General features: G+C 47.4%; 23 protein-coding genes. All 23 read right to left on the reverse strand.

What is annotated here, in order from left to right; all coding sequences use genetic code 11:
• Positions 1-127 precede the first annotated feature (127 nt).
• A complete protein-coding gene (locus DC345_RS09500; RefSeq protein ID WP_113052897.1) occupies positions 128-1,849 on the reverse strand; it encodes a phospho-sugar mutase in 1,722 nt (573 codons plus the stop codon).
• A 57-nt stretch (positions 1,850-1,906) separates the two neighbouring features.
• Positions 1,907-2,338, reverse strand: a complete 432-nt coding sequence (gene fabZ / locus DC345_RS09505; RefSeq protein ID WP_063567749.1) for a 3-hydroxyacyl-ACP dehydratase FabZ — start codon at positions 2,336-2,338, stop codon at positions 1,907-1,909.
• Positions 2,339-2,819: 481 nt separating this feature from the next.
• Entirely contained in the window at positions 2,820-3,044 is a 225-nt protein-coding gene (locus DC345_RS09510) for a DNA-directed RNA polymerase subunit beta (RefSeq protein WP_024632706.1), read from the reverse strand.
• 12 nt (positions 3,045-3,056) lie between these two features.
• The gene (locus DC345_RS09515; protein ID WP_113052898.1) at positions 3,057-3,896 is read right to left on the reverse strand and encodes a flagellar hook-basal body protein; all 840 of its coding nucleotides are present in this window, start codon (positions 3,894-3,896) and stop codon (positions 3,057-3,059) included.
• A 742-nt stretch (positions 3,897-4,638) separates the two neighbouring features.
• Complete coding sequence (locus DC345_RS09520) at positions 4,639-5,523, reverse strand: flagellar hook-basal body protein (protein WP_113052899.1); 885 nt, start codon at positions 5,521-5,523, stop codon at positions 4,639-4,641.
• Between the two features lie 103 nt (positions 5,524-5,626).
• Entirely contained in the window at positions 5,627-6,625 is a 999-nt protein-coding gene (gene mreB, locus DC345_RS09525; protein ID WP_076287598.1) for a rod shape-determining protein, read from the reverse strand.
• 219 nt (positions 6,626-6,844) lie between these two features.
• Positions 6,845-7,132, reverse strand: a complete 288-nt coding sequence (spoIIID, locus tag DC345_RS09530; protein WP_024632710.1) for a sporulation transcriptional regulator SpoIIID — start codon at positions 7,130-7,132, stop codon at positions 6,845-6,847.
• 171 nt (positions 7,133-7,303) lie between these two features.
• Complete coding sequence (locus DC345_RS09535) at positions 7,304-8,044, reverse strand: M23 family metallopeptidase (RefSeq protein ID WP_113052900.1); 741 nt, start codon at positions 8,042-8,044, stop codon at positions 7,304-7,306.
• A 553-nt stretch (positions 8,045-8,597) separates the two neighbouring features.
• Positions 8,598-9,944: a stage II sporulation protein D gene (gene spoIID, locus DC345_RS09545; protein ID WP_113052902.1), complete on the reverse strand. Its 1,347-nt coding sequence runs from the start codon at positions 9,942-9,944 to the stop codon at positions 8,598-8,600.
• A 460-nt stretch (positions 9,945-10,404) separates the two neighbouring features.
• Positions 10,405-11,751, reverse strand: coding sequence for a UDP-N-acetylglucosamine 1-carboxyvinyltransferase (gene murA, locus DC345_RS09550; RefSeq protein WP_083678749.1), 1,347 nt, complete (start codon positions 11,749-11,751; stop codon positions 10,405-10,407).
• Positions 11,752-12,271: 520 nt separating this feature from the next.
• On the reverse strand, positions 12,272-12,529 hold the full coding sequence (locus DC345_RS09555) for a DUF1146 family protein (protein WP_062321714.1): 258 nt from the start codon (positions 12,527-12,529) through the stop codon (positions 12,272-12,274).
• 602 nt (positions 12,530-13,131) lie between these two features.
• Complete coding sequence (locus tag DC345_RS09560; RefSeq protein WP_113052903.1) at positions 13,132-13,536, reverse strand: F0F1 ATP synthase subunit epsilon; 405 nt, start codon at positions 13,534-13,536, stop codon at positions 13,132-13,134.
• A 63-nt stretch (positions 13,537-13,599) separates the two neighbouring features.
• On the reverse strand, positions 13,600-15,003 hold the full coding sequence (gene atpD / locus DC345_RS09565; protein ID WP_024632716.1) for a F0F1 ATP synthase subunit beta: 1,404 nt from the start codon (positions 15,001-15,003) through the stop codon (positions 13,600-13,602).
• 96 nt (positions 15,004-15,099) lie between these two features.
• Positions 15,100-15,972 carry an ATP synthase F1 subunit gamma gene (gene atpG / locus DC345_RS09570; protein ID WP_076287594.1) on the reverse strand — a complete coding sequence of 291 codons (873 nt, stop codon included), beginning with the start codon at positions 15,970-15,972 and terminating at the stop codon, positions 15,100-15,102.
• 212 nt (positions 15,973-16,184) lie between these two features.
• On the reverse strand, positions 16,185-17,699 hold the full coding sequence (gene atpA, locus DC345_RS09575) for a F0F1 ATP synthase subunit alpha (protein WP_076287593.1): 1,515 nt from the start codon (positions 17,697-17,699) through the stop codon (positions 16,185-16,187).
• A 16-nt stretch (positions 17,700-17,715) separates the two neighbouring features.
• Entirely contained in the window at positions 17,716-18,264 is a 549-nt protein-coding gene (locus tag DC345_RS09580; RefSeq protein ID WP_076287592.1) for a F0F1 ATP synthase subunit delta, read from the reverse strand.
• Positions 18,261-18,749: a F0F1 ATP synthase subunit B gene (atpF, locus tag DC345_RS09585; RefSeq protein ID WP_024632720.1), complete on the reverse strand. Its 489-nt coding sequence runs from the start codon at positions 18,747-18,749 to the stop codon at positions 18,261-18,263. The genes DC345_RS09580 and atpF overlap by 4 nt, the downstream gene beginning before the upstream one ends.
• Before the next feature lie 114 nt (positions 18,750-18,863).
• Positions 18,864-19,088: a F0F1 ATP synthase subunit C gene (gene atpE / locus DC345_RS09590; RefSeq protein ID WP_017691934.1), complete on the reverse strand. Its 225-nt coding sequence runs from the start codon at positions 19,086-19,088 to the stop codon at positions 18,864-18,866.
• A gap of 78 nt (positions 19,089-19,166) precedes the next feature.
• Positions 19,167-19,985, reverse strand: a complete 819-nt coding sequence (gene atpB, locus DC345_RS09595; RefSeq protein ID WP_076287591.1) for a F0F1 ATP synthase subunit A — start codon at positions 19,983-19,985, stop codon at positions 19,167-19,169.
• Between the two features lie 45 nt (positions 19,986-20,030).
• On the reverse strand, positions 20,031-20,408 hold the full coding sequence (locus DC345_RS09600) for an ATP synthase subunit I (RefSeq protein ID WP_076287590.1): 378 nt from the start codon (positions 20,406-20,408) through the stop codon (positions 20,031-20,033).
• Positions 20,401-20,655, reverse strand: a complete 255-nt coding sequence (locus tag DC345_RS09605; protein ID WP_076287589.1) for an AtpZ/AtpI family protein — start codon at positions 20,653-20,655, stop codon at positions 20,401-20,403. The genes DC345_RS09600 and DC345_RS09605 overlap by 8 nt, the downstream gene beginning before the upstream one ends.
• Positions 20,656-20,841: 186 nt before the next feature.
• On the reverse strand, positions 20,842-21,999 hold the full coding sequence (gene wecB / locus DC345_RS09610) for a non-hydrolyzing UDP-N-acetylglucosamine 2-epimerase (RefSeq protein WP_113052904.1): 1,158 nt from the start codon (positions 21,997-21,999) through the stop codon (positions 20,842-20,844).
• Between the two features lie 223 nt (positions 22,000-22,222).
• Positions 22,223-22,852 carry a uracil phosphoribosyltransferase gene (gene upp / locus DC345_RS09615; RefSeq protein WP_053782842.1) on the reverse strand — a complete coding sequence of 210 codons (630 nt, stop codon included), beginning with the start codon at positions 22,850-22,852 and terminating at the stop codon, positions 22,223-22,225.
• Positions 22,853-23,115 lie beyond the last annotated feature (263 nt).

Consider the following 23,115-nt stretch of genomic DNA (forward strand, 5'->3'; position numbering starts at 1 on the left):
CTATCCGCAATTCATCCAAAATAGACGTAGGAATTCACCCTTTTACCTAAAAGAAAAGCCCCTCCGCCAACCAACCTTACGGTGCGGAGAGGCTTTCTCATGTTCTTGCTCAGTACTGCATTCGTATTTATTGTGCGTCTACACGCGTCATTACCGTAGTAGCCAAACGCTCAATACGGCTTTCGGCGTCTTCCAGGTTCTCTCCGCGCACGGCGAAGTATACTTTGATCTTCGGTTCTGTTCCCGAAGGACGCAGGCAGAACCATGATCCGTCTGCCAAAATAAATTTCAGAACGTTCTCTTTTGGCAATCCATCCAAGCCAAGGGAGTAATCCAGCACATCTTGTACAGCGATGCCGGCTACTTCTTGTGGCGGATTAGAACGCCAGTCGGTCATTTTCGCCTGAATTTGAGCTACGCCATCCTTGCCTTTCAGCGTACGGGACTCCAGCTTCTCCAGGAAATATCCGAATTGGCTGTACAGCTCTTGCAGGACATCATAGAGGGTTTTGCCTTGGTTTTTATAATAAGCAGCTGCTTCAGCAATCAGCATTGCAGCCAGGACTGCATCCTTGTCACGAGCGTAGCTGCCTGCCAGGTAACCGTAGCTCTCCTCATAACCGAACAAAAACGTATGACTGCCGGTTGCTTCGAACTGGTTCATTTTTTCACCGATATATTTAAAGCCTGTCAGGGTGTTCATCACTTCTGCACCGTAATGCTCGGCAATGACCGCTCCCATCTCGCTTGTTACAATCGTTTTGACAACCGCGCTGTTTTTCGGCAGTTTACCTGTCTCTTGCAAGCGGCTCAACACATAGTGCACCATGATGGCTCCAGATTGGTTACCCGACAGTACGAAATACTTGCCATCCTTGTCTTTCACTACCGCACCCATGCGGTCTGCATCCGGATCTGTACCGATCAGAATGTCCGCACCCACGGATTCGCCCAGCTTCATTGCAAGCGTAAATGCTTCACGCTCTTCCGGGTTAGGGGATTTCACTGTGGAAAATTCAGCATCAGGCTGTTCTTGCTCTGCCACAATGTGAACCTGCTCAAAACCGATCTGTTCCAACACACGACGTACAGGCACATTACCTGTTCCGTGCAGTGGAGTGAAGACGACTTTGAAATCACGGCCGACACCGGATTGAATCAGATCACGACTGAGGCTCAGGCTGGCAACGGTATCAACAAATGCCTGATCTTCCTCTTCCCCAAGCCATACGAGCAATCCCTGAGCTTCGGCTTCTTCCTGAGTCAGTTTTTTCACATCCGCGAGGGAAGGAACTTCCTGAATGTATTGAATGACTTTCTCTGCTTCGTGTGGTACCAGTTGGCCACCCTCGTGGTTGTACACTTTGTAACCATTATATTCAGGAGGATTATGACTTGCTGTCACCACAATACCACCGGTTGCTTGCAGATGACGTACACTGAAGGAAAGCTGAGGCGTAGGACGCAGGGATGTAAACAACTTAGCCACAATGCCATTTCCAGCCAGAACCAAGGCAGCATCCAGTGTGAACTCAGGTGAGAAATGACGGGAATCATGTGCGATCACTACAGAAGGTTTACCTTCTTTGTCGCCATGCTGCTCCAGCAAATAACGGGCAAACCCTTGCGTAGCACGACCCACAGTATAACGATTCATCCGGTTGCTTCCCGCTCCGATCACACCACGCAATCCACCTGTACCAAACTCCAGATTTCTGTAAAAACGATCCTCCAGCTCTTTCGGCTGATCCTCCAAATCACGAAGCTCCTGTTTCGTCGCTTCATCAATCGAAGCATCCTCCAACCACTGCTGCAATGTTTGTGCTGCTGTTGTGCTTAACTGTTCCATCCCTGCAAACCCCTTCCTTCTATATAAAATTCAATTGACTGCTGAACTATAAAATTATTAGCTTGGGTCAGACAGTGCGAACATGATTTCGCCTTCAGCTACCACTTTGTCGCCTACTTTGGCTGTAGCCTTGCCTTTACCAATTGAACCTTTGAGACGCGTAATTTCCACTTCCAGCATCAATGTATCTCCAGGCACAACTTGTCCACGGAATCGGAAATTGTCCAGTCCCGCCAAAAAGCCGATTTTGCCTTTGTTGCCTTCCAAATTAAGAATGGCTACTGCACCGACCTGTGCCAATGCTTCTGTAATCAACACCCCCGGCATTACCGGATACTCCGGAAAATGACCAATGAAGAAAGGTTCATTAATGGTTACATTCTTCAAACCAACGGCACGTTTGCCATCCTCTAACTCTACAATCTTGTCCACCAGCAGAAACGGGGGACGGTGTGGAATAATCTCTTGGATCTGTTTGATATCGAGCACAGTATAATCTCCTCTCAGGGTCATTTATATGAAGTTCTCAATAATAGTGGGCGATGAGCGCGTGGTGGCCGTTACGGTTACGGATCGTTCTTTCGATCGCTGTTGTTTCCGAATGTTTACTGAACTATTTTTAAATGTATAACATTTGGAAACAAAGGCGAGCGCTTCGCTTCTTCAGAATCGATTCCGTCCCCTTCACTGGTTCCAGCGCTAAAATGGACAACCCTATTATGAAGTCGATGCTCATATAAATGGGTTTTTAATTTTAATGTTGTATGGAAAGCATATTTTCAGTTAACACTAGTTATATCCTTCATGACTGCAGTAGTGAAGGTTGAGATAAGGGGTCTCTCTTCGCGATGACGAATGTCTTTCGCAGGGGAGGCCTCTTTTGACGTCAAACGTCATCCATCATTATACTGTTTTCAACGCCAAAAAGAAAACTCCTGCCTGCGCAGGAGTTTTCGCATATATCGTTCATCTACGGAGCGAACACCAAATCATATACATGTTCCCATGTACTCCACTGCAATACGGAACCGATATCCTGTTTGCCCAGTACCACGTAGCCAGCCACCAATCCGCCAGCGAGGGCAAGAACAAGCAGGACCGGAACCAAAAACCATCTTGCGATGCGCCATCCACTCTTCTTCTTCTTGACTTTCGTCTTATCCGGCTTGCTGTTCTGCTGCTGTGTATCTGTCATCACATTCACCTTTTATGCTCTCATATTGTTGGCAAGACCCGCCATGGAATCACTGGATGTCAGTGCACGTGCTGCCAGTTGGTAAGTCCGCTGTCCTTGCATCAGCAAAGCCATCTCTTGTGTCAAATCCACGTTGGATTGTTCAATGTAGCCTGCACGGATCATGGCTGTCGCTTCACGTGTAGCTGCATTGGCTCCAAATACATCATCCTCGGTCAGACCCGCATCCAGACCAAACAGGTTATCCGCATACTGCACAAGCCCTTCCGGGCGCTCGATATCAACGAGTTGCAATTGGGCTCCAATCGTTGCATTGGCTTCATTGCCACGACGGATCAACAGATTACCTTTTTCATCAAATGCAACCTTGCTGTTATTCGGTGCCGTAATGCGATTACCTTGACGATCCAATGCAAAGTGGCCTTCGCCATTGACCAATACCATCATGTCTGGCGCATTGGGATTCGTTTTGGGTCTTGTATCAGGGACAAAATGGAATGCACCCTGACGCGTCCACATTTTCTCACCATTTGCTTCAACGGCAAACATCGCATTGCCTTCAATCGCCAGATCGGTAGGATTGCCTGTCTCATTGAGTGTACCTTGAGTCATATCCTTTGTCACATCAGCCAAACGTACGCCAAACCCGAGGTTGTATCCCATCGGGGTCGAGCGTCCATCCAGCTTGTACTTGTCCGGCTGCTGCTGCACACGTGTCAGTACATCTTCAAAGGCTGCTTGCTTACTCTTATAGCCTGCCGTATTCACGTTGGCAATATTATCGGAAATGACATCCAGACGCTGCTGTATTCCCGTCATGGAGACCATTGCACTAATCATGGAATTATTCATTCGGTGGTTACCCTCCCTGGTTCTACCCTCCCAAACCCTCCCTGGTAGGGAGGGCCCCAGATGGCGCTGCCCTCTGGACTCCCGAAACAGGCGGAGTGGGTGCGTGGGGTATGATCTTGCTAAGCAACGGTGGTGTGTGTGCGCCGCGACTGCCCAGCTAATATTTACGCCATGGTTTCACATGGCTAAATATCAGCTGGGCACGCTCTTTGTGCGGCGGGTAGCTCCGCGTGGTCTCTCCTTGCTTTGCTCCGCAAAGGACTGTCGAGACCGTCGCTGCGCTCTGGATAATGCTACGCAATCCTCGCACAGGCTCGGCTGCGTTTTGGCTTTTGCGCTCCGCGTGGTCTCTCCCTGCTTTGCTCTGCAAAGGGCTGTCGAGACCATCGCTGCGCTTAGGATAATGCTGCGCAATCTTCGCACAGGCTCAGTTGCGTTTAGGCTTTTGCGCTCCGCGTGGTCTCTCCTTGCTTTGCTTCGCATTCGAGACCGTCACTACGCTTGGGGTAATGCTTCGCAATCCTCGCATAGGCTCGGTTGCGTTTTGGCTTTGCGCTCCGCGTGGTCTCTCCCTGCTTTGCTCTGCAAAGGGCTGTCGAGACCATCGCTGCGCTTAGGATAATGCTGCGCAGTCCTCGCATAAGCTCGAATGCGTTTAGGCTTGCGCTTCGCGTGAGCCTCTCTGCTTTGCTTCGCAAAGGGCGTTTGGCTCTTCGCTACGCGGCTATATTATACGTCGGCGTTATACACGCCCAACTTCATTGACGGCTTTATCCAGACTGCGGTCGTAGAATTGTACGACTTTCTGATTCGCTTCATATGCACGGAATGCTGCGTTCATATCTACAGTTGCCTGTGAGGCATCTACATTCGAACCTTCCAGGTAGCCCTGACGGATCTGCACATTATCACCGGCAGCCATCATCCGTGCTGTTGCTCCATTCTGATCATTCAGGCTGAAATTACCATCGCCTTGACGTACCAGTTGGTTGGGTTGATCGATGACACTGATTCCCAATGTAACACCTGTGGGTGCACCCGTGTCTGCATTAACAAGACGACCTTGCTCATCCACTTTAAATTGGTCTACCGAGCCTGTCAACACAACAGGTTGTCCATTATTATCCAGAACCTGTGAACCTGTTGAGCTGAGCAGCTGTCCAGTTCCTGTAACCTCGAAATGACCATCACGTGTATATCTTGTGTTACCTTCTGCATCCTGTACTGTAAAATACGCCTGAGGTTGGTATGTTACCGTGCCATCAGCTCGTACAAATTTGCCTGAACCGTCAAACGGGACAGGTTGCCCTGTCTGTGGATCATTCACGGCCAGATTGGACGAGATGGCAAAATCACTCTTTTGCCCACTTTCCATAATGGCTCCCTGCAAATTCATGGACAAACTTTCTTCCGCGAACACACCCGTGTTCAGCTTGCCCAGCCGCTTTGTCGGAAGATTGGCATCTCCGCCTACCAAAGTAATGAGCATTTCCGGGAAAGAACGGCTTACGCTGTTCACTTGTTTATATCCGGTTGTGTTCATATTTACGATATTCTGCGTTGCGGTGTCATGGCGGCGTTGTTGCGTTATCATTCCCGCGGTAGCGGTGTACAGACCTCTTAACATGTATTAACCCCTCTCCTCAAGCGCTTGTCCTTCATTACAGGATGGCTGCTTGTCCGTTCTGCTTCCCGAGCTTGGGCGAACCTTTGCTTTTTATATCGGCAGATTAGAACTTTTTCTTAACCACTTGATCCAAATTATTCAGCATAATGCCAGTTCCCTTCACGACACAATGCATCGGATCCTCTGCAACCCATACCGGTACATGCAATTCATTGGACAACAGTTCGTCCAGTCCGTTCAGCAAAGCGCCTCCTCCTGTCAACACGACACCTCGGTCAATAATGTCCGCTGACAATTCCGGTGGCGTCCGCTCCAATACCGACTTGGCTGCAACGATGATGGATTGCACGGAATCCCATAGCGCCTCTTGCACTTCATTCCCCGACACCGTTACGGTAACAGGCAAACCGGATACCATATCCCGACCGCGAATGTCCATCTCCGTTTGACGTCCGCCCGGATGTACGGAACCAATCGCAATCTTGAGATCTTCGGCTGTACGTTCACCGATCATGAGTTTGTATTTGGCTTTGATAAACTTGATAATTGCTTCGTCGAACTTGTCCCCTGCAACTTTAATAGAAGAGGCGGTGACTACGTCGCCCATAGACAGGACTGCAACGTCAGTCGTTCCGCCGCCGATATCCACGACCATATTGCCGCTCGGCTGAAAAATATCCATTCCCGCACCGATCGCTGCCGCTTTCGGCTCTTCTTCCAGAAATACTTCTTTGGCACCGCTGCGCTCAGCAGCTTCACGGATAGCCTTCTGCTCCACGGAAGTAATGTTGGTTGGTGCACAGATCAGAATACGCGGGTGGCTGTACCAACTTCTTGCTCCCACACGATTAATGAAATGTCTAAGCATTGCTTCCGTAATCTCGAAGTCCGCAATAACACCGTCACGCAGCGGTCTAATGGCAACAATGTTACCTGGAGTACGCCCCACCATACGACGCGCTTCTTCCCCAACAGCAAGGACCCGCTTCGTATCGCTTTCAATGGTCACGACGGAAGGTTCATCGAGGACAACCCCACTTCCTTTCACGTGAATAAGCACGTTCGCCGTGCCAAGATCAATACCGATATCCTTGCTAAACATAAAAGAGCCCCCAAAGTGATATTATTTGGTCAGCGTATCCTGTGAAAAAGAGTCCCTTATCACGTCACCGCTCGTTCGACAAAGTGCAACATATATATGTAAAAATCGGGCTGATAAGATGTCATAATTCGATCCTGTACCAGCTTTTAACATATCATACTTCAGGGGAGGGATTCAATGCATGTGTGAGCTTTTTGGCCTACGTCTTTCCGTAGGTCCCTACGATTTAGCGGAAGCCAACACCTCGCGTTTTTTACCGCTTGTTTTTTTGTATTTAATTTTGGTCGCTTCACCGCCCCGCAAATGACGGATGGACTTATGATACTCCAGAATGTGTTTCACCTGGTCAGCAAGATCAGGGTTAATTTCCGGCAGACGCTCCGTCAGATCCTTATGCACAGTACTCTTTGACACGCCGAATTCCTTGGCTATGGTACGGACCGTATTCCTCGTCTCAACAATGCAGCGACCAATTTTTATGGTCCGTTCCTTGATGTAATCGTGCACGCTCCCGCCTCCCTACTGTGTGGATAGTTTGGTACATTATATGAGGAGCATGCCTATATATTCGCGGTTTAAAGGTGTGACAAGCTTCGAAGGTCCCATTATTTTCTGAAAAGCACAAAAAGAGCAGAGGAGAATTCCCTCTGCCCATCATGTTACTGCGGTAAAAATCATTTATTTTTCCGGAAGATATCCTTGCGGGTTAACTGGTTGTCCGTCTTCGTAAACTTCAAAGTGAAGGTGGTTGCCCAGCGTTTTTTCCAGTTCATTAACGCCAGCCGATGCAATTGCATCTCCTTGCTTCACTTCATCATCCTGTTTCACTTTGACGTCAGCCAGGCTTTGGTATACGGTTTTGAGGTTATCACTGTGTGTGATTTCCACAACTTGACCTGTCAACGGGTTTTGTTCAACCCGGGTAACTTTTCCGCCGAGTGCTGCTTTGACTTCGAACGTTTTGTTATCCCCACGTGCCAGATCTACACCCGTGTTCGGAATAAATGTGTCATTGTACTGCACCATCGCTGCTTCATGTTCCTCACTTGAAGCTTCGTTGTCATAGAAAGGTTTTACTACCGAAATTTCGGACGGAACCGCTACCGGCCATACAAAATTCTCCGACTTTGCAACAACTTCCACACTTTCCTGTTCTCCGTTAACCGCTGTTTCTTCTGTACCCGCCGATGCGCCTGTTTCTACTACCCCGCTAGCAGGGTCCGAGTTCAGCGTTTTGTCGCCTGTGCCCTGATAGACCCACACTAAGGTTAGTATAATGCCTGCTGCTGCGATGTAGGCTGCCGGGAAGACCCAACGTTTGGACATTGCTCTTTTCCATGAAGAGGGCTGGCTAGCCGGTACTCCTTGAGTTGTTTTAGGAGTTTCTTCTTGGACTGATTTTTTGTTTTGTTCATTCATCTTAATCACCTCAGTAACAAGTGTTACCGGGTGCAACTCTTTTATACACGCGCGACTCTAATTATTTTCACGAAGCTTTCAAAGAGTGCTATATATGCTGGGATGAGTGTTCGTACGTGCACCGCTTCGGGGCCAGAAAACCTTTCGACCGCTGGTTACTCCCAGATTTCTTCTATCACCTTCTTCAAAGGTGGAATCCGGGAGTAAAGACGGACACTTCGTTTCTACAGGCCTTTTCTGTCCCCTTCGCTATCCATACGCTCGCAATTCATAAAATATATAGCCAAGTTTTGAAAGTTACGGAAGGGGTGGTGGACAGAAATACATGGATTGGATTTAGCAGCCAATCCTTATCAAGTGCGGCTGTGAGGATTGAGCACGGCGATATAGTTTAAGTTCATTGGTAGAGCTAACGGTGGGTTTTAATTCTAGGCTTAGCAACTTCATAGAGTATCTGCGAGGGCTCGCTTTATATTATCAGTGGCCCAATACTACTAATAGACTAACAGTTGGTAATTCAAATTGTTCGGTTGATACCGACTTCCATGTTAGCCTATTTGGAGGCTAGCATCTTGGATGCCTGTCCGAAGGAGATGCCCGTGTAGTAGTGTTTGAGAATCTGGGTCGCGGTGTGACCCTCCTGTGCCATGCCGTTAGCCCCCCACTGACTCATGCCGACTCCATGACCGTATCCATACGTTGTAATTTCAACCTCGTTTCCATCGGTCTTCCAGCTGAACTGGCTGGATCGAAGCCCAAGCAGTTTTCGAACTTCCGGCCCGCTAAACGTTTTACCTGCAATCTGTATCTCCTTGATGCGATGGCCTTGCGTTGTCGACAATACTTCCATCCAGCCACCGCTCTGCTGCGCGCTCACAGGGATGGCATTTGCACCCAGATTCAACTTTTGGAGAATCTCACTGCGCTTCATTGTGATGGTTTCCTCAAAGCCTGGGGCCAGTTTTTTATCCCACGGACTCGCTACACTTTGCAAATAAGGTACAGGGTTCCCCCAGACATCCTCTGCATTCTCCGTATATCCGTTGCTTGTGGAGAAAAAGGATGCTGTAATCGCCTTACCTTGATATGTCATGACGGAATCCTTGCTTTCACGGACAGCCTGCTGCAGCTTCTCCCATTCTTTTGCTTTCCCCAGACGTGTCCAGTCCGCTTTCACTTTTTCTGGTGGTATGAACACCTGATGACTCACAGTATCCGTTACATCAGCTTCTCCTGAAGGTACACCGCTCGTATCGTTGGCTGCCAGCCTTCTTACAATAAATGTCCTTGCAGCAATAGCCTGTGCCTTCAGAGCTTCCAATCTGAACTCCGCTGGCATCTCGGCAGCGACTACTCCGGTAACATAATCTTCAAGCGGAAGATTCATCGTTGTACCGGTTGCGGACAGGTACACCCTTACTTGGGGTTCAGGGTAGGTGACGGGTACAGCCGGAGAAGGTGCTGGAGTCGTTACACTGCCTGTACCTGGTGGGACAGGGATCGGTTTAACAGGATCATCCGTCCGCGGCCAGACTAGAATGGCGGGGATCAACAGCGCAAGTGCCAGTACTGCCGATACAGCCGCCGCTGGTTGCCAGCGAGCGTTGTTCTTGCCCCATCTGCGTCCTCGGCCGAACGTACGCATTCGGCGGCGTTTCACACGACGAAACTGATCTAATTCAATGACAGGAATGTGTATACGTGCCGCAGTGTTTTGAGCTGACTCCTGTTTGGAGGTGGCCCCTCTAGAAGATGTTGTTATGGGCTCATCTGGAACAGTTCTGATGTTCGTTGAAGCAAGCTTGTCTTTTTCCACACCGAAACCAGCAACCTCTTCTGGCTCCTTCACTAGTGGACGAGGGACAAGAGGTACCTTAACCTGCACACGGGCTTCTTTCATTTTGATATAACCCTCCGTTGTCCATGGCCGGTCAAGCGCCGGTCCTTTTGTTCAAATCCATAGTTTAGGGTATGAGCTGGCTGGATCTGATAGAACCTGATTTAAGAGAAACGAAGGCATCCCATATGTAGCGATTCCTAACTTACTTCTGTTATGTATTCTTGAAAAACATTGATCTATCGCGGAATCCCATTCTATAAAGTACAATCTCCCCTTCAAAAAGCATGCTCTTTCATTTGTTCAGAATTGGTACAGAATAAGATGTTATGCTATACAAGTTAGGACCAGCTATTAATAGAATCAGGTACTGATTCGATTGATTGATGAACACAAAAAAAGCCAAGCCAGATGGCTTAGCTTTTAATCAGAATTTACATGACAATACGCATGCTCTCTTATCCGCAATTTACAATGATGTATGATTCATACTAGAGAGCAACGTCTATTGTCCAATTCAATGTTATGCCCAGGTCGGTTGTACTTTGAACAGCGGTACTTCTTCCCCGACTTTTTCATTCGATGCTTTGACTGCATCCAGCTTAGGCTCTTCAACCGAAATACGATAAATATCGGCTCCAAGTCCGTTAAGCTTCTCAGCGAGATGTACGTAGCCACGGTCGATGTGATGAACACCGCCCACTTCCGTTGTACCTTCAGCAACAAGACCCGCGATAATAAGTGCGGCACCCGCACGCAAATCGGTAGCTGTTACTTTGGCACCCTTCAGCTTGGCGTTACCCGTGATGATGGACGAACGTCCTTCAACTTTGATCTCCGCATTCATCAATTGGAATTCATCCACATGCATGAAGCGATTTTCAAAAACAGTCTCTGTTACAACAGAGGTTCCTTCAGACGCAAGCAAGAGTGCCATCATCTGGGATTGCATATCGGTAGGGAAACCTGGGTATGGTAATGTTTTCACATCCACAGCCTTAAGCGGACGATCTGCAATGACACGAACGCCATTCTCGTCAGGATGAATGGTTACACCCATCTCTTCCAGCTTCGCAATAACAGAACCTAAGTGGTCTGAAATCGCACCTTCGATATACACATCACCACCGGAGATTGCAGCAGCAGCCATATAGGTACCTGCTTCAACCCGGTCAGGAATGACGGTATGCTTCACGCCAGACAGTTTCTCCACACCTTCGATGCGGATGACTCCTGTTCCGGCACCTCGTACTTTGGCACCCATTCCATTCAGGAAGTTGGCAAGATCCACAATCTCTGGTTCTTTTGCCGCGTTCTCCAGAACAGTTACGCCTTCAGCCAATGTTGCAGCCATCATAATATTTTGAGTGGCACCTACGGAAGCCACATCCAGATAAATTTTCGCGCCACGCAACCGTCCTTGGCTACGAGCTTCTATATAGCCTTGGCCCAAGCTGATCTCAGCGCCCATGGCTTCAAAACCTTTCAAATGCTGATCAATAGGCCGTGTACCGATGGCACATCCACCAGGAAGCGAAATTCTTGTATGACCCATACGCGTCAACAATGGCCCCATGACCAGAAATGACGCCCGCATTTTACTTACCCATTCATACGGTGCCTCACAGGAAGTAAGTTTCTCCGCATTTACGGTAATCACTTCGTCCCGGTATGTAACACCCGCTCCTAGCGATTCCAACACCTTGTTAATCGTCATCACATCGTCTAGAGGAGGAGCGTCAATAATAACGCTTTGTCCTTCTTCCCCTAAGAGAGAGGCAGCGATGATCGGAAGAACAGAATTTTTAGCGCCGCTAACTTTGACACTTCCGGTCAACCTTTTGCCACCGCGGACGATAAATTTGCTCATCATGGTTCCCTCCGCGCTTTTATTCCCTTTTCTTCATTCCGGAATACGTGAGCCCTTCTGCAATAGAAGAGACTGTTGCTGTGTGTGGAATTTCGACATAGCCTGGCAAATAATGCCCTTGATGTCTATTCAGAAAAGAATTGGTTTATAATCCATATCGATGATACCACGTGCGTTGCATGATGCCCTCCGACTTGTAAATGTAATGCCTTACAGGCCAGCAAGCATCTGAACAGACAGAATGGGATGATTATTAGCCGGATTCAACCGGGTATCCCGTTTATAACCACAAAATAAGTGAACAATTGTGAATTCCCTAACTTCCATCATAACATTGTTGAATTGTACGATACAAGCATTTTTACATAAAACATCTCAAATTCATCCAATTCCACGTCACACTTTTTTCTTAATTCATTTGCCGACAACTCATACTCTAATTGTTAACACAATTAATCGATGTTATTCGACATTGAACTGCTTGAAGAACCTAACAGATGATTAACCAACCATCTCAACATTAAAACAAATGGCGCAACATTTGTGTCCATGACAAATAGTCAATGACAAAGCCTGAAACAGCATGCCCAAGTATAATGGCCAACAGTAAATGTAACAGTCTTCCCTGTGCTCCTCGTGGCTGCCTGATGATTAAATCCAGCTTGAGATTCTGCAATGCCCACCACGACAACGCTATACATAAAAGAGAGACGATAATCGAAACTAAGCCATTCGTACTTAATGTCTGGTTCAACTGATTCGTCAGGTCAGTATCCATATATTCATTACCTCCACATTTGTTGCAGCGATCAGCATAATTATGCCTGGCATCCATAACTTGTTAGAACACTGGAATGACTTGAACACAACGTACTGAGCCTACTGTCAGACTTACTCCTGCTATGCAGGAATCTGGATGCCCAATCACGGAGCAGCAACAATCTGGCTGTGAATGACTATGGAATTCATCAACGCAGCTTCCTGCATCTGCTGACTCTATGGAATATAGGCTCTTTCATCATACATTGTCAATTACATTGATTTCCACTTCGATAATATTTTAAATTCAAAATGCCGGGATTTTGTGACTAAAACGACATAAAAGAGCGTTATTTCGATATCGATCCTGTCATTTCCTCGGAAATAATTTGGATTTCCGTCGTTAAAAATGGTTCCAACAGTGATCATTATCGCCACGACTTTAGTCCTACATTCTATTCAACTGCCTATAAACGGTGAATACAATTAACTTTATTTGCCGTTAAATCAAGTACTTCAACCGAAGATAATGTCCATACTTTTTACTGTAATTGGAAAAGATACCGCTCCAAAAACTCAAAAAAGCCTGGCAGACTAAGCCGCCAGGCTCCAATGAATGGTTTATTTGCCGTATACGTTGATCCGGTTAACCGCTTTTTGCAGAGCAATCTCTGCCCGGCGGTGATCAAAATGGTCCTGATTGCTTTGGCTGCTGAGACGGCGTTCTGCCCGCTCTTTCGCTGCACGCGCACGGTCCACATCGATATTTTCCGGGAATTCGGCACTTTCTGCGAGCACAACAACCTTATCTTTACGGACTTCGATAAACCCGCCACCAATAGCGACGCGTTTGTTTTCTTTTCCGTTTTTGATATAGATCGGTGCGATCTGTAAAGGTGTAACCATAGGGATATGGCCTGGCAGAATGCCCAGCTCCCCTTCAATACCACGAGCCGTGATACTATCCACTTGTTCTGAATATACCAGACGCTCAGGTGTTACGATTTCCAACAAAAAGGTGCTCAATTCCATCCCTCCTGAAACTATCCGAAGGATAGCTCGCTTCATAAGGACAATCCTGGATTCAGATTATACCAGTGTTTTGGCTTTCTCCACTGCCTCTTCAATTGTACCCACGAAGAGGAAAGCTGCTTCCGGAAGATCGTCGTGCTTGCCTTCGAGAATTTCTTTAAAGCTGCGCACCGTTTCTTTAACCGGAACGTATTTACCCGGAATACCGTTAAATGCTTCAGCAACGTGGAAAGGCTGGGACAAGAAACGTTGAATCTTACGAGCACGGTAAACGAGTGCTCTGTCTTCCTCACTCAACTCATCCATACCGAGAATCGCAATAATATCCTGCAATTCATTGTAACGCGCCAAGATACGTTTAACGCCTTGAGCTACGTTGTAATGCTCTTCGCCTACAACTTCAGGGGACAAGATCCGGGAGCTGGATGCCAACGGATCTACCGCAGGGTAGATACCCATCTCTGAAATTTTACGCTCCAGGTTCGTCGTTGCATCCAAGTGGGCAAACGTCGTTGCTGGAGCCGGGTCAGTATAGTCATCCGCAGGCACATAGATGGCCTGGATGGATGTTACCGAACCTTTTTTGGTCGAAGTGATACGTTCTTGCAGTTGACCCATTTCCGTTGCCAGCGTTGGTTGGTAACCTACCGCGGAAGGCATACGTCCGAGCAAGGCAGATACTTCTGAACCTGCTTGGGTGAAACGGAAGATGTTATCGATAAAGAGCAATACGTCACGGCCTTCTTCATCACGGAAGTATTCCGCCATGGTCAGACCTGTGAGGGCTACACGAAGACGTGCGCCTGGAGGCTCGTTCATTTGTCCGAAGACCATTGCTGTTTTGTTGATAACGCCTGAATCACTCATCTCATGATACAAGTCATTACCTTCACGTGTACGCTCACCAACACCTGCGAATACGGAGATACCGCCGTGTTCTTGTGCGATGTTGTTGATCAATTCCTGAATCGTTACAGTTTTACCTACACCGGCACCACCGAAGAGACCGATTTTACCACCTTTGGCGTAAGGAGCCAACAAGTCGATAACTTTGATTCCTGTCTCCAGCATTTCAGCCTGGGTAGTCAGTTCATCAAATGCAGGAGCCGAACGGTGAATCGGATTTTTATGTGCAGCAGCTACAGTGCCGCCAGTATCAATAGCTTCGCCGAGTACGTTAAATACACGACCCAGTGTCGCTTCCCCAACAGGTACAGAGATTGGAGCTCCTGTATCTACGGCTTCCATACCACGAACGAGTCCGTCCGTGGAGGACATCGCGATACAACGTACCCGGTTGTCACCCAGATGTTTCGAAGCTTCGAGTGTCAGATTCACACTTACGCCGCTTTCGCTTACTGTAGTGATCGTAATGGCATTGAGGATTTCCGGCAGACCGCCGCGATCAAACTCGACGTCAACAACCGGACCCATGATGCTCACAACGCGTCCTTTGTTCATCTTAACGTTCCCCTCCTACAAGCCTGCTAGTTTTGCAGAAATAAAGTTCCGTTCTCTGTTATCTCTGCACTGCAAGCCTTCATTAATAAAAAACGGTTAGCCTTGTGCTGCGTTGGCACCTGCAACAATTTCCGTAATCTCCTGCGTAATCGCCGCTTGACGAGCACGGTTATAGGTCAATGACAAGTCGTTGATGAGTTTCGATGCATTTTTGGTTGCATTACCCATCGCAGTCATTTTGGCACCCAACTCACTCGCCTTACCATTCAGAAGTGCACCGTAGATCAGCGTTTCCGCATAACGCGGAAGCAGAACTTCCAGTACAGCTTCAGCTGAAGGCTCGTATTCGTAGCTTGCCGTCGGTCCTTCCGCAGCAGTTACCTCAGGTGTTTCCATCGGAAGAAGTTTTTCTACCGTAGGAATCTGGGTCAACGCATTCACAAAGCGGTTATAACAAATGTACAATTCATCAAATTTAGCCAGCTCAAATCCTTGAACAGCTTCGTGTGCGATGGATTTGATGTCTGCAAATGCTGGTGAATCGGATAGATCCGTTGTAGTGGATGCGATCGCAATTTCGCGCCGTCTGAAATAATCGCGTCCTTTACGCCCAATGACGAACAATTCGTAGTCATCCTGAGAGTTGTGTTTTTCTTTGAGTGTCAGATTGACCTGACGCAAAATATTTGCATTGTAACCACCCGCAAGACCACGGTCCGATGTAATGATTAGATAAGCTGTCTTTTTGACCGGACGACTCTCCAGCATCGGATGTTGAATTCCCTGCGTGCTTGATGCAATACTAGCCACAACTTCTTTCAGTTTCTCCGAATAAGGACGAGCTGCTTCCGCTTTTTCCTGCGCTTTACGCAGTTTTGCAGCCGCAACCATCTCCATTGCTTTGGTGATCTGCTTGGTGCTTTGTACGCTTTTAATTTGCCGCTTTATTTCGCGCATGCCTTTTGCCATGATTTCACCACCTTCAAGTTTTGACGTAGTCAAAACTACTTCGTAAGCCCAAACTTAAACTTTGGTAGAGCCAAAGTTACTTCGTAAGCATTCACTAGTTTTGACCAAGTCAAAACTACTTCGTAAGCATAATCTTACCTTTGGCGGAGCCAAAGTTACACATGCAGACATGCGGAATCGGTTAAACAACTCCGCAACTGCATATCATCTATTTAGACGGAGACAGAAAAGCTCTTTCTGAACTTCTCGATAGCGCCCTTCAGAGCATTCTCGTTGTCTGCAGTCAATTCTTTAGTATCACGGATGGATTGAAGAATTTCAGGATGGCTGCTCTCCATGAACGCCAGGAATTCTTGTTCAAAACGAGTCACATCACCTGTAGGAATTTCATCCAAGAATCCTTTAACCGCTGTGTACAAGCTGACTACCTGTTGTTCTACAGGCAAAGGCTGGTTCACACCCTGTTTCAGGATTTCCATCATGCGAGCACCACGATTCAGGCGGGCCTGAGTCGCTTTATCCAGATCGGAACCGAACTGGGAGAACGCTTGAAGCTCACGATATTGAGCGAGGTCGAGACGCAGGGAACCTGCAACCTTTTTCATCGCTTTGATCTGAGCAGAACCACCAACACGGGATACGGAGATACCTACGTTGATCGCCGGGCGTTGTCCAGCATTGAACAAGTCAGCTTCCAAGAAGATTTGTCCGTCCGTAATGGAGATTACGTTCGTCGGAATGTAAGCAGATACGTCGGAAGCTTGTGTTTCAATGAACGGCAGTGCGGTTAAAGAACCACCACCAAGCTCATCATTCAGCTTCGCAGCACGCTCCAGCAAACGGGAGTGCAAGTAGAAGACATCACCCGGATAAGCCTCACGACCCGGTGGACGGCGAAGAAGCAAAGAGAGTTCACGATATGCGGAAGCTTGTTTGGTCAAATCATCGTAGATAACCAAAACGTGCTCACCTTTGTACATAAAGTACTCACCCATCGAACAACCGGAATACGGTGCGATGTACAACAATGGTGATGGGTCAGATGCTGCTGCAGTTACAACAATCGTGTACTCCATTGCGCCTTTACGACGAAGAGTTTCTACGACTTGTGCAACTGTAGATTGTTTTTGACCGATAGCCACGTAGATACATTTCATGCCGCTACCTTTTTGGTTCAGGATCGCATCAATTGCGATTGATGTTTTACCTGTTTGACGGTCACCGATGATCAACTCACGTTGTCCGCGACCGATTGGAACCATTGCATCAATGGCTTTGATCCCTGTTTGCATCGGCTCATGAACTGATTTACGATCCATTACGCCTGGTGCTTTACCTTCAACCGGACGGAATTCCGTTGTAGCGATTGGCCCTTTGCCATCCACTGGAATACCGAGCGGGTTAACAACGCGTCCAATCAATGCTTCGCCAACAGGCACTTGCATGATTTGACCGGTACGTTTTACTTGGTCGCCTTCACGAATATCATAGTAAGGTCCCAGGATAACGACACCAACGTTGCTCTCTTCCACGTTCATGGCGAGTCCCATAACACCGCTTGGGAATTCAACCAACTCGTTGGACATTACGTTCTCAAGTCCGTATACACGAGCAATACCATCACCGACCTCAATAACTGTCCCGACTTCGACTACATCGATATCGGTTTTGTATTGTTCGATCTGGCTCTTAATTAATGTACTGATTTCTTCTGGTTTGATACTCAAGTGTCCTCACCCCAATCTACTGTACTCGTCTGTTAAAAGACTGCTCAAGACGTTCGAGCTTGCCAGCCAAGCTGCCGTCATAGATCGTATCGCCAATGGCGACTTTCAATCCGCCCAGCAGAGTCGGATCAACAAAATTCTCGATACGAATCTTTTTATTCACACGGCCACCGAATTCACGGGCAACCGCTTCTTTTTCTTCATCATTCAATGCATAAGTCGAGTAGACGCGCGCATCAGCTATGCCGAGCGACTCGCCTTGGATCTTCAGATAATCATTCAGCAAAGCTTCCAGCAATTCAACGCGTCCGCGCTCAATCAACAGCAGAACCGTGCGAAGGACAGGCTCGGACACCTTTCCATCAAGGCTTGAATGAAGGACATTCTGCTTTGCTTCGTCCGAGATGTTGGGAGATACGATGAATTTTTCGATATCAGCATCTCCGGTCAATGCACTGACAACCACACGCAGTTCCTGTTCAACTTCAAGTACCTGCTGCTGCTGGAGAGCAACTTCGAACAATGCTTTCGCATAACGCTTGGCAACTATCGTATCGCGGCTCATTGTCGGCCTCCTACCTCATTGAGGTATTGGTTCACAAGTTCCTCTTGTGCAGGACCGTTCTCAACTTCTTTTTTGATCAATTTGGAAGCGATTTGAACGGAAGCTGTACCCAGTTCGCTGCGAAGCGCTGCGACCGCTTTGTTCTTCTCACTCTCAATCTCACGTACAGCATCGTCTTTGAGACGATTAGCTTCTGCTTTCGCATCAGCCAAGATCGATTCGGCTTGTTTACCGCCCGTTTGTTTGGACTGTTCAATGATGTCGTAAGCATCTTTGCGCGCTTGCTCCAGAGCTTGTTTTTGTTCCTCCACATAGGCAATGGCCTGTTCCCGAGTCTGAGCAGCCTCATTCATCTGCGTCATCACGAGTTCACGACGTTTTTCCATTATGGAGAACAAAGGCCCAAAAGCATAACGGCTAAGCAGCCAATATAAAATTGCAAATGCAATAATCGCAAGAAGCGTATTTTCCCATACGAAACTCAATCTGTTCACTCCTTCCTGGAGGTATCCTTGAAACGTCATCCGTTAGAACGGACATTACCTAAAAAGAAGGCGCGGATGGCTATGGCCTTCCCCGCCAAACCTGTATCGATTTAATTAAGCCATACCGTAGAACATGAACGCCAATACCACACCGATGATAGGCAATACCTCGATCAGACCTACACCGATAAACATTGTTGTTTGAAGAGTGGATTTCGCTTCCGGTTGACGAGCGATACCTTCCACCGTTTTGCTGATTACCATACCGTTACCAATACCTGCGCCAAATGCGCCCAGTCCTGCAACAATTGCTGCTGCGATTAATGCCATTGCTCCCATTTGTATATCCTCCTTAAAATGTTAAATCGAATTTTTTATTGTTCAGCCTGGTGAAGAAATCTTCGTAGGGCTTGAAACTTAATGTTCGTCATGCGTCTCGATGCTTTGTGAAATGTACACCATCATCAAGATTACAAAAACAAATGCCTGGATTGCGCCGATAAAGATACTAAAGCCCTGCCACACCATAAGCAACGGAATCGCTGCAATGGCGCCAAACACTTTGAACGTGGTCAGCTTCAGGATCGTTGTAATCAGTACCTCGCCCGCGAAAATATTCGCGAACAAACGCATTCCGTGTGTCAGCAGCTTGGATGCCGTCTCTATCAGGTTGATCGGCAAGAACAAGGCGAACGGTTTAAGATAATGCTGGAGATATCCTCTTGTGTTACGGAACAATCCGAGTCCATGAGATACCAGGAATGCTACGAGTGCCAGTCCCATCGTTACAGACAAGTCGGCTGTCGGTGATTTCCACCAAGCCAGTTCAACGTGTGGATGTGCTTCAGGGTCCTTGGCATGCGCTTCGTTAAACGCATCAACAGCAGTGACAATCGGTTGATTGAATACCTGCGCCTGACTAACCTCCGTAACTTCAGTAACCGCCTGAAACGGAAGACCTAGCATATTACCTACAAAAATGAACATAATCATGGAAAGAGCGAGAGAGATAAAATGTTTCCCTTTCTTCATATCCATCGTGCTGGAAATCAGATTGCGGACGAATTCTACTGCCCACTCCATAAAATTTTGCAGCTTGCCGGGATTTTCAACGGATAATCTACGTGTTGCCAGTACAGCAAAAATGAAAACAAGTGCACCTGTAACAACCAGCATCAACAGAACCGATAGATCCAGTCGAAATCCGCCAAGCATAATAATTGGAGCTTCATGCATATTTTTCTCACCCCTTTCTCGACTTGAAAGCTGCAGCACCTAACATCATTCTGCTCTGCGGGAATAGACGATCCCTATAATCAGTAAGGAAAATTGTGCAATGACCAGACCGCCTGCAACCGCATATGTATTGAAGTACTGCGGAAAGCGCATCGATATGAAGATACCGAGCACTGCGAGTGCCGCTCTTGTCAAAAATCCCAGGTTCACACGCTTCAAGTTACCTTCTGCCGCATCATCAGACATTTTCCTTACTTTGAAGCCCAGGTAAAATGCATTGATCCAGCTAATTCCTGTACCCAGGGCCAGTCCCAAAGCAATTGTCTCCACACGTGGCATAAAGGCCGCTGCGAGAAAACAAATCATAAGAAAGTACATGATGAAAACAGTCATCATTCTGCGGTATCTGGTTAGTTCACTCATCACTTTCCCCCATGAATTTTTTCGCGATAAAGTAGATGCTTACGCCGCCTGCTGCCAAAAAAAAGAGAACGCTTACGGCGATCCATATTCCGCTACCCCCGATGGTCTTGTCCAACCAGGAGCCGACGTAATATCCGGCAACAGCGAGAATGGCAATCTCGATTCCAAAAGCTGTCACGAGCCCCATTGCTTTCCACACATTATCATCATGGTTACGGGATGAATTTGGTTTGTTCGAATCGGCCATTTTCCACGCCACCCTTGCAATCCCAGTTAATTTTACTGAATGATGAGAGCCTTTGTCAATTGAATGATTTTAGCGTTTTAAAGGGGAAAACGACGGGATTACAGGCCATTAGAGCCCATAAACCCGCGTAAACCGTACAGTTTAACTGTATGCTGTACCCTTTATTAATCCATCAGAAAAAATGAATTATTTTTTGAATTTTCTGTGAAATGATTCCGGACGTTCACTATTCACACCAAAATGATGCAAAATCGCATTGACAATTCTTTCCGAAGCATGTCCATCACCATACGGATTGGCAGCCTGACTCATGCTTGCATACAGTGTTTCGTCTGTAAGCAGAGCTTTGGTCCGCTCATATACACGTTCCTCATCGGTACCCACCAGCTCCAGTGTTCCAGCCTCAATTCCTTCCGGGCGCTCCGTTGTATCCCGAAGGACAAGAACAGGCACACCAAACGAAGGCGCTTCTTCCTGCAAACCGCCTGAATCTGTCAAAATCAAGTGAGTATGCGGGTAAAAGTTATGCAAATCCACCACGTCTAGTGGATCAATAAGTTGAATACGGGGGTGATTCCCCAAAATCGCGTGAGCCGGCTCCTTCACAGCAGGACTTAGATGCACCGGATACACGATGGCAATATCCTCAAACTCGTCGGCAATCCGTTTGACGGCCTGGAAAATGTTACGGTGAGGCTCGCCTTGGGATTCACGGCGGTGAGCTGTCATCAGCACAAGACGCTTGCCCTGTGCCCAATCTAGTACCGGATGTGTGTAATCCTGCCGTACTGTATATTGAAACACATCTGTTACCGTGTTGCCTGTGACATACGTACTAGACTCCGATTTATTTTCTTTGGCAAGATTGGAAGCAGACCAGTCCGTAGGCGCAAAATGCAAGTCAGCAAGCACTCCGGTTAACTGACGATTCATTTCTTCCGGGTATGGAGAGAGCTTGTTCCATGTGCGAAGACCTGCTTCCACATGCCCCACCTGGATCTGCTGCAGGAACGCAGCATAGCTGGCTACAAACGTTGTCAGCGTATCACCGTGAACCAACACGATATCCGGCTTTGCTTCACGCAAAACCGGCTCCAGACCTCCCAGCACACGAATCGTAATTTCATTCAGCGTCTGGCGATCTTTCATTACATCCAGATCGTAGTCTGGATGTATATTGAATACTTCAAGAACCTGATCCAGCATCTGACGATGCTGTGCAGTAACGCATACGATCGATTCAATAGATTCGGGATGTTTCTGCAGTTCCAAAATAAGCGGAGCCATCTTGATGGCTTCCGGGCGCACCCCGAATATCGTCATGACTTTAATTTTCTTGGACATTGAAGCAAAGCCCCTTTTCTATAAGTTCATGTTCAAAAAGTCCGGTTTTCAGTATCAAGAATATGGAATGAAGGTAGAAATGGAGTAGCGGAGCGCAGGGAAAACTACGTGAGCAACAGACATTTCGGCTGAATTTCATATTCGATATCGATGATGCCCTTGGGCATCCTTCGTAATCAAAATTGGACTTTTTGAACAACCTCTTACAAAGCATGCGATATGCTTATTTAGTGCCGTATAGACGGTCTCCTGCATCTCCCAGTCCGGGAACGATATAGCCGTGATCATCCAGACGATCGTCCAGCGCAGCAACGTAGATGTCTACATCCGGATGCGCATCCTGAACAGCTTTTACTCCTTCAGGAGCTGCCACCAGGTTCATCATTTTGATTTGCGTGCAGCCGCGTTTTTTGAGCACGTCAATGGCAGCAATGGCCGAACCGCCAGTTGCCAGCATCGGGTCGATGACAATCAACTGACGCTCTGTAACGTCTGTAGGCAGCTTGGTGTAGTACTCAACAGGTTGCAGGGTTTCCGGGTCACGGAACAAACCTACATGTCCTACTTTTGCCGCTGGCAGCAATTTAACAACGCCATCCAGCATCCCAAGGCCCGCACGCAAAATCGGAACCAGCCCAAGCATGCGTCCAGAAATTACTTTTCCTTGTGTTTCAGCTACTGGTGTCTGTACATCAATAGTCTCCAGCTCAACATCTCTTGTAATCTCATAAGCCATCAGTGTTGCCACTTCATCCACCAATTCACGAAAATCTTTCGTATTCGTACGCATGTCGCGTATAAACGTCAGTTTGTGTTGAATCAAAGGGTGATCACATATTACTAATTTTCCCATCTAATTTGTCCCTCCGGTATGTTCTTCATGTTCAGCATTACCAAATATGCCTAATCATCATTCATAGGCCCCGATAAATCCTGTATATTATATCATCACCTACACCGAATTACACCATCAAAGGGCACTCAATCATTACAGAAAACCGAATCCTATAAAAATAGGACCGGAAAAATGAGTCTTCCGGTCCTTTTTGCTCTCGCTGTTATGTCAGTTGAATGTTAAAAAATGTGTAAACACTATGAAGCTCCGCAAATCGAACG

This window comes from Paenibacillus taichungensis, from assembly GCF_003287275.1.
GTDB classification, from domain to species: domain Bacteria; phylum Bacillota; class Bacilli; order Paenibacillales; family Paenibacillaceae; genus Paenibacillus; species Paenibacillus taichungensis_A.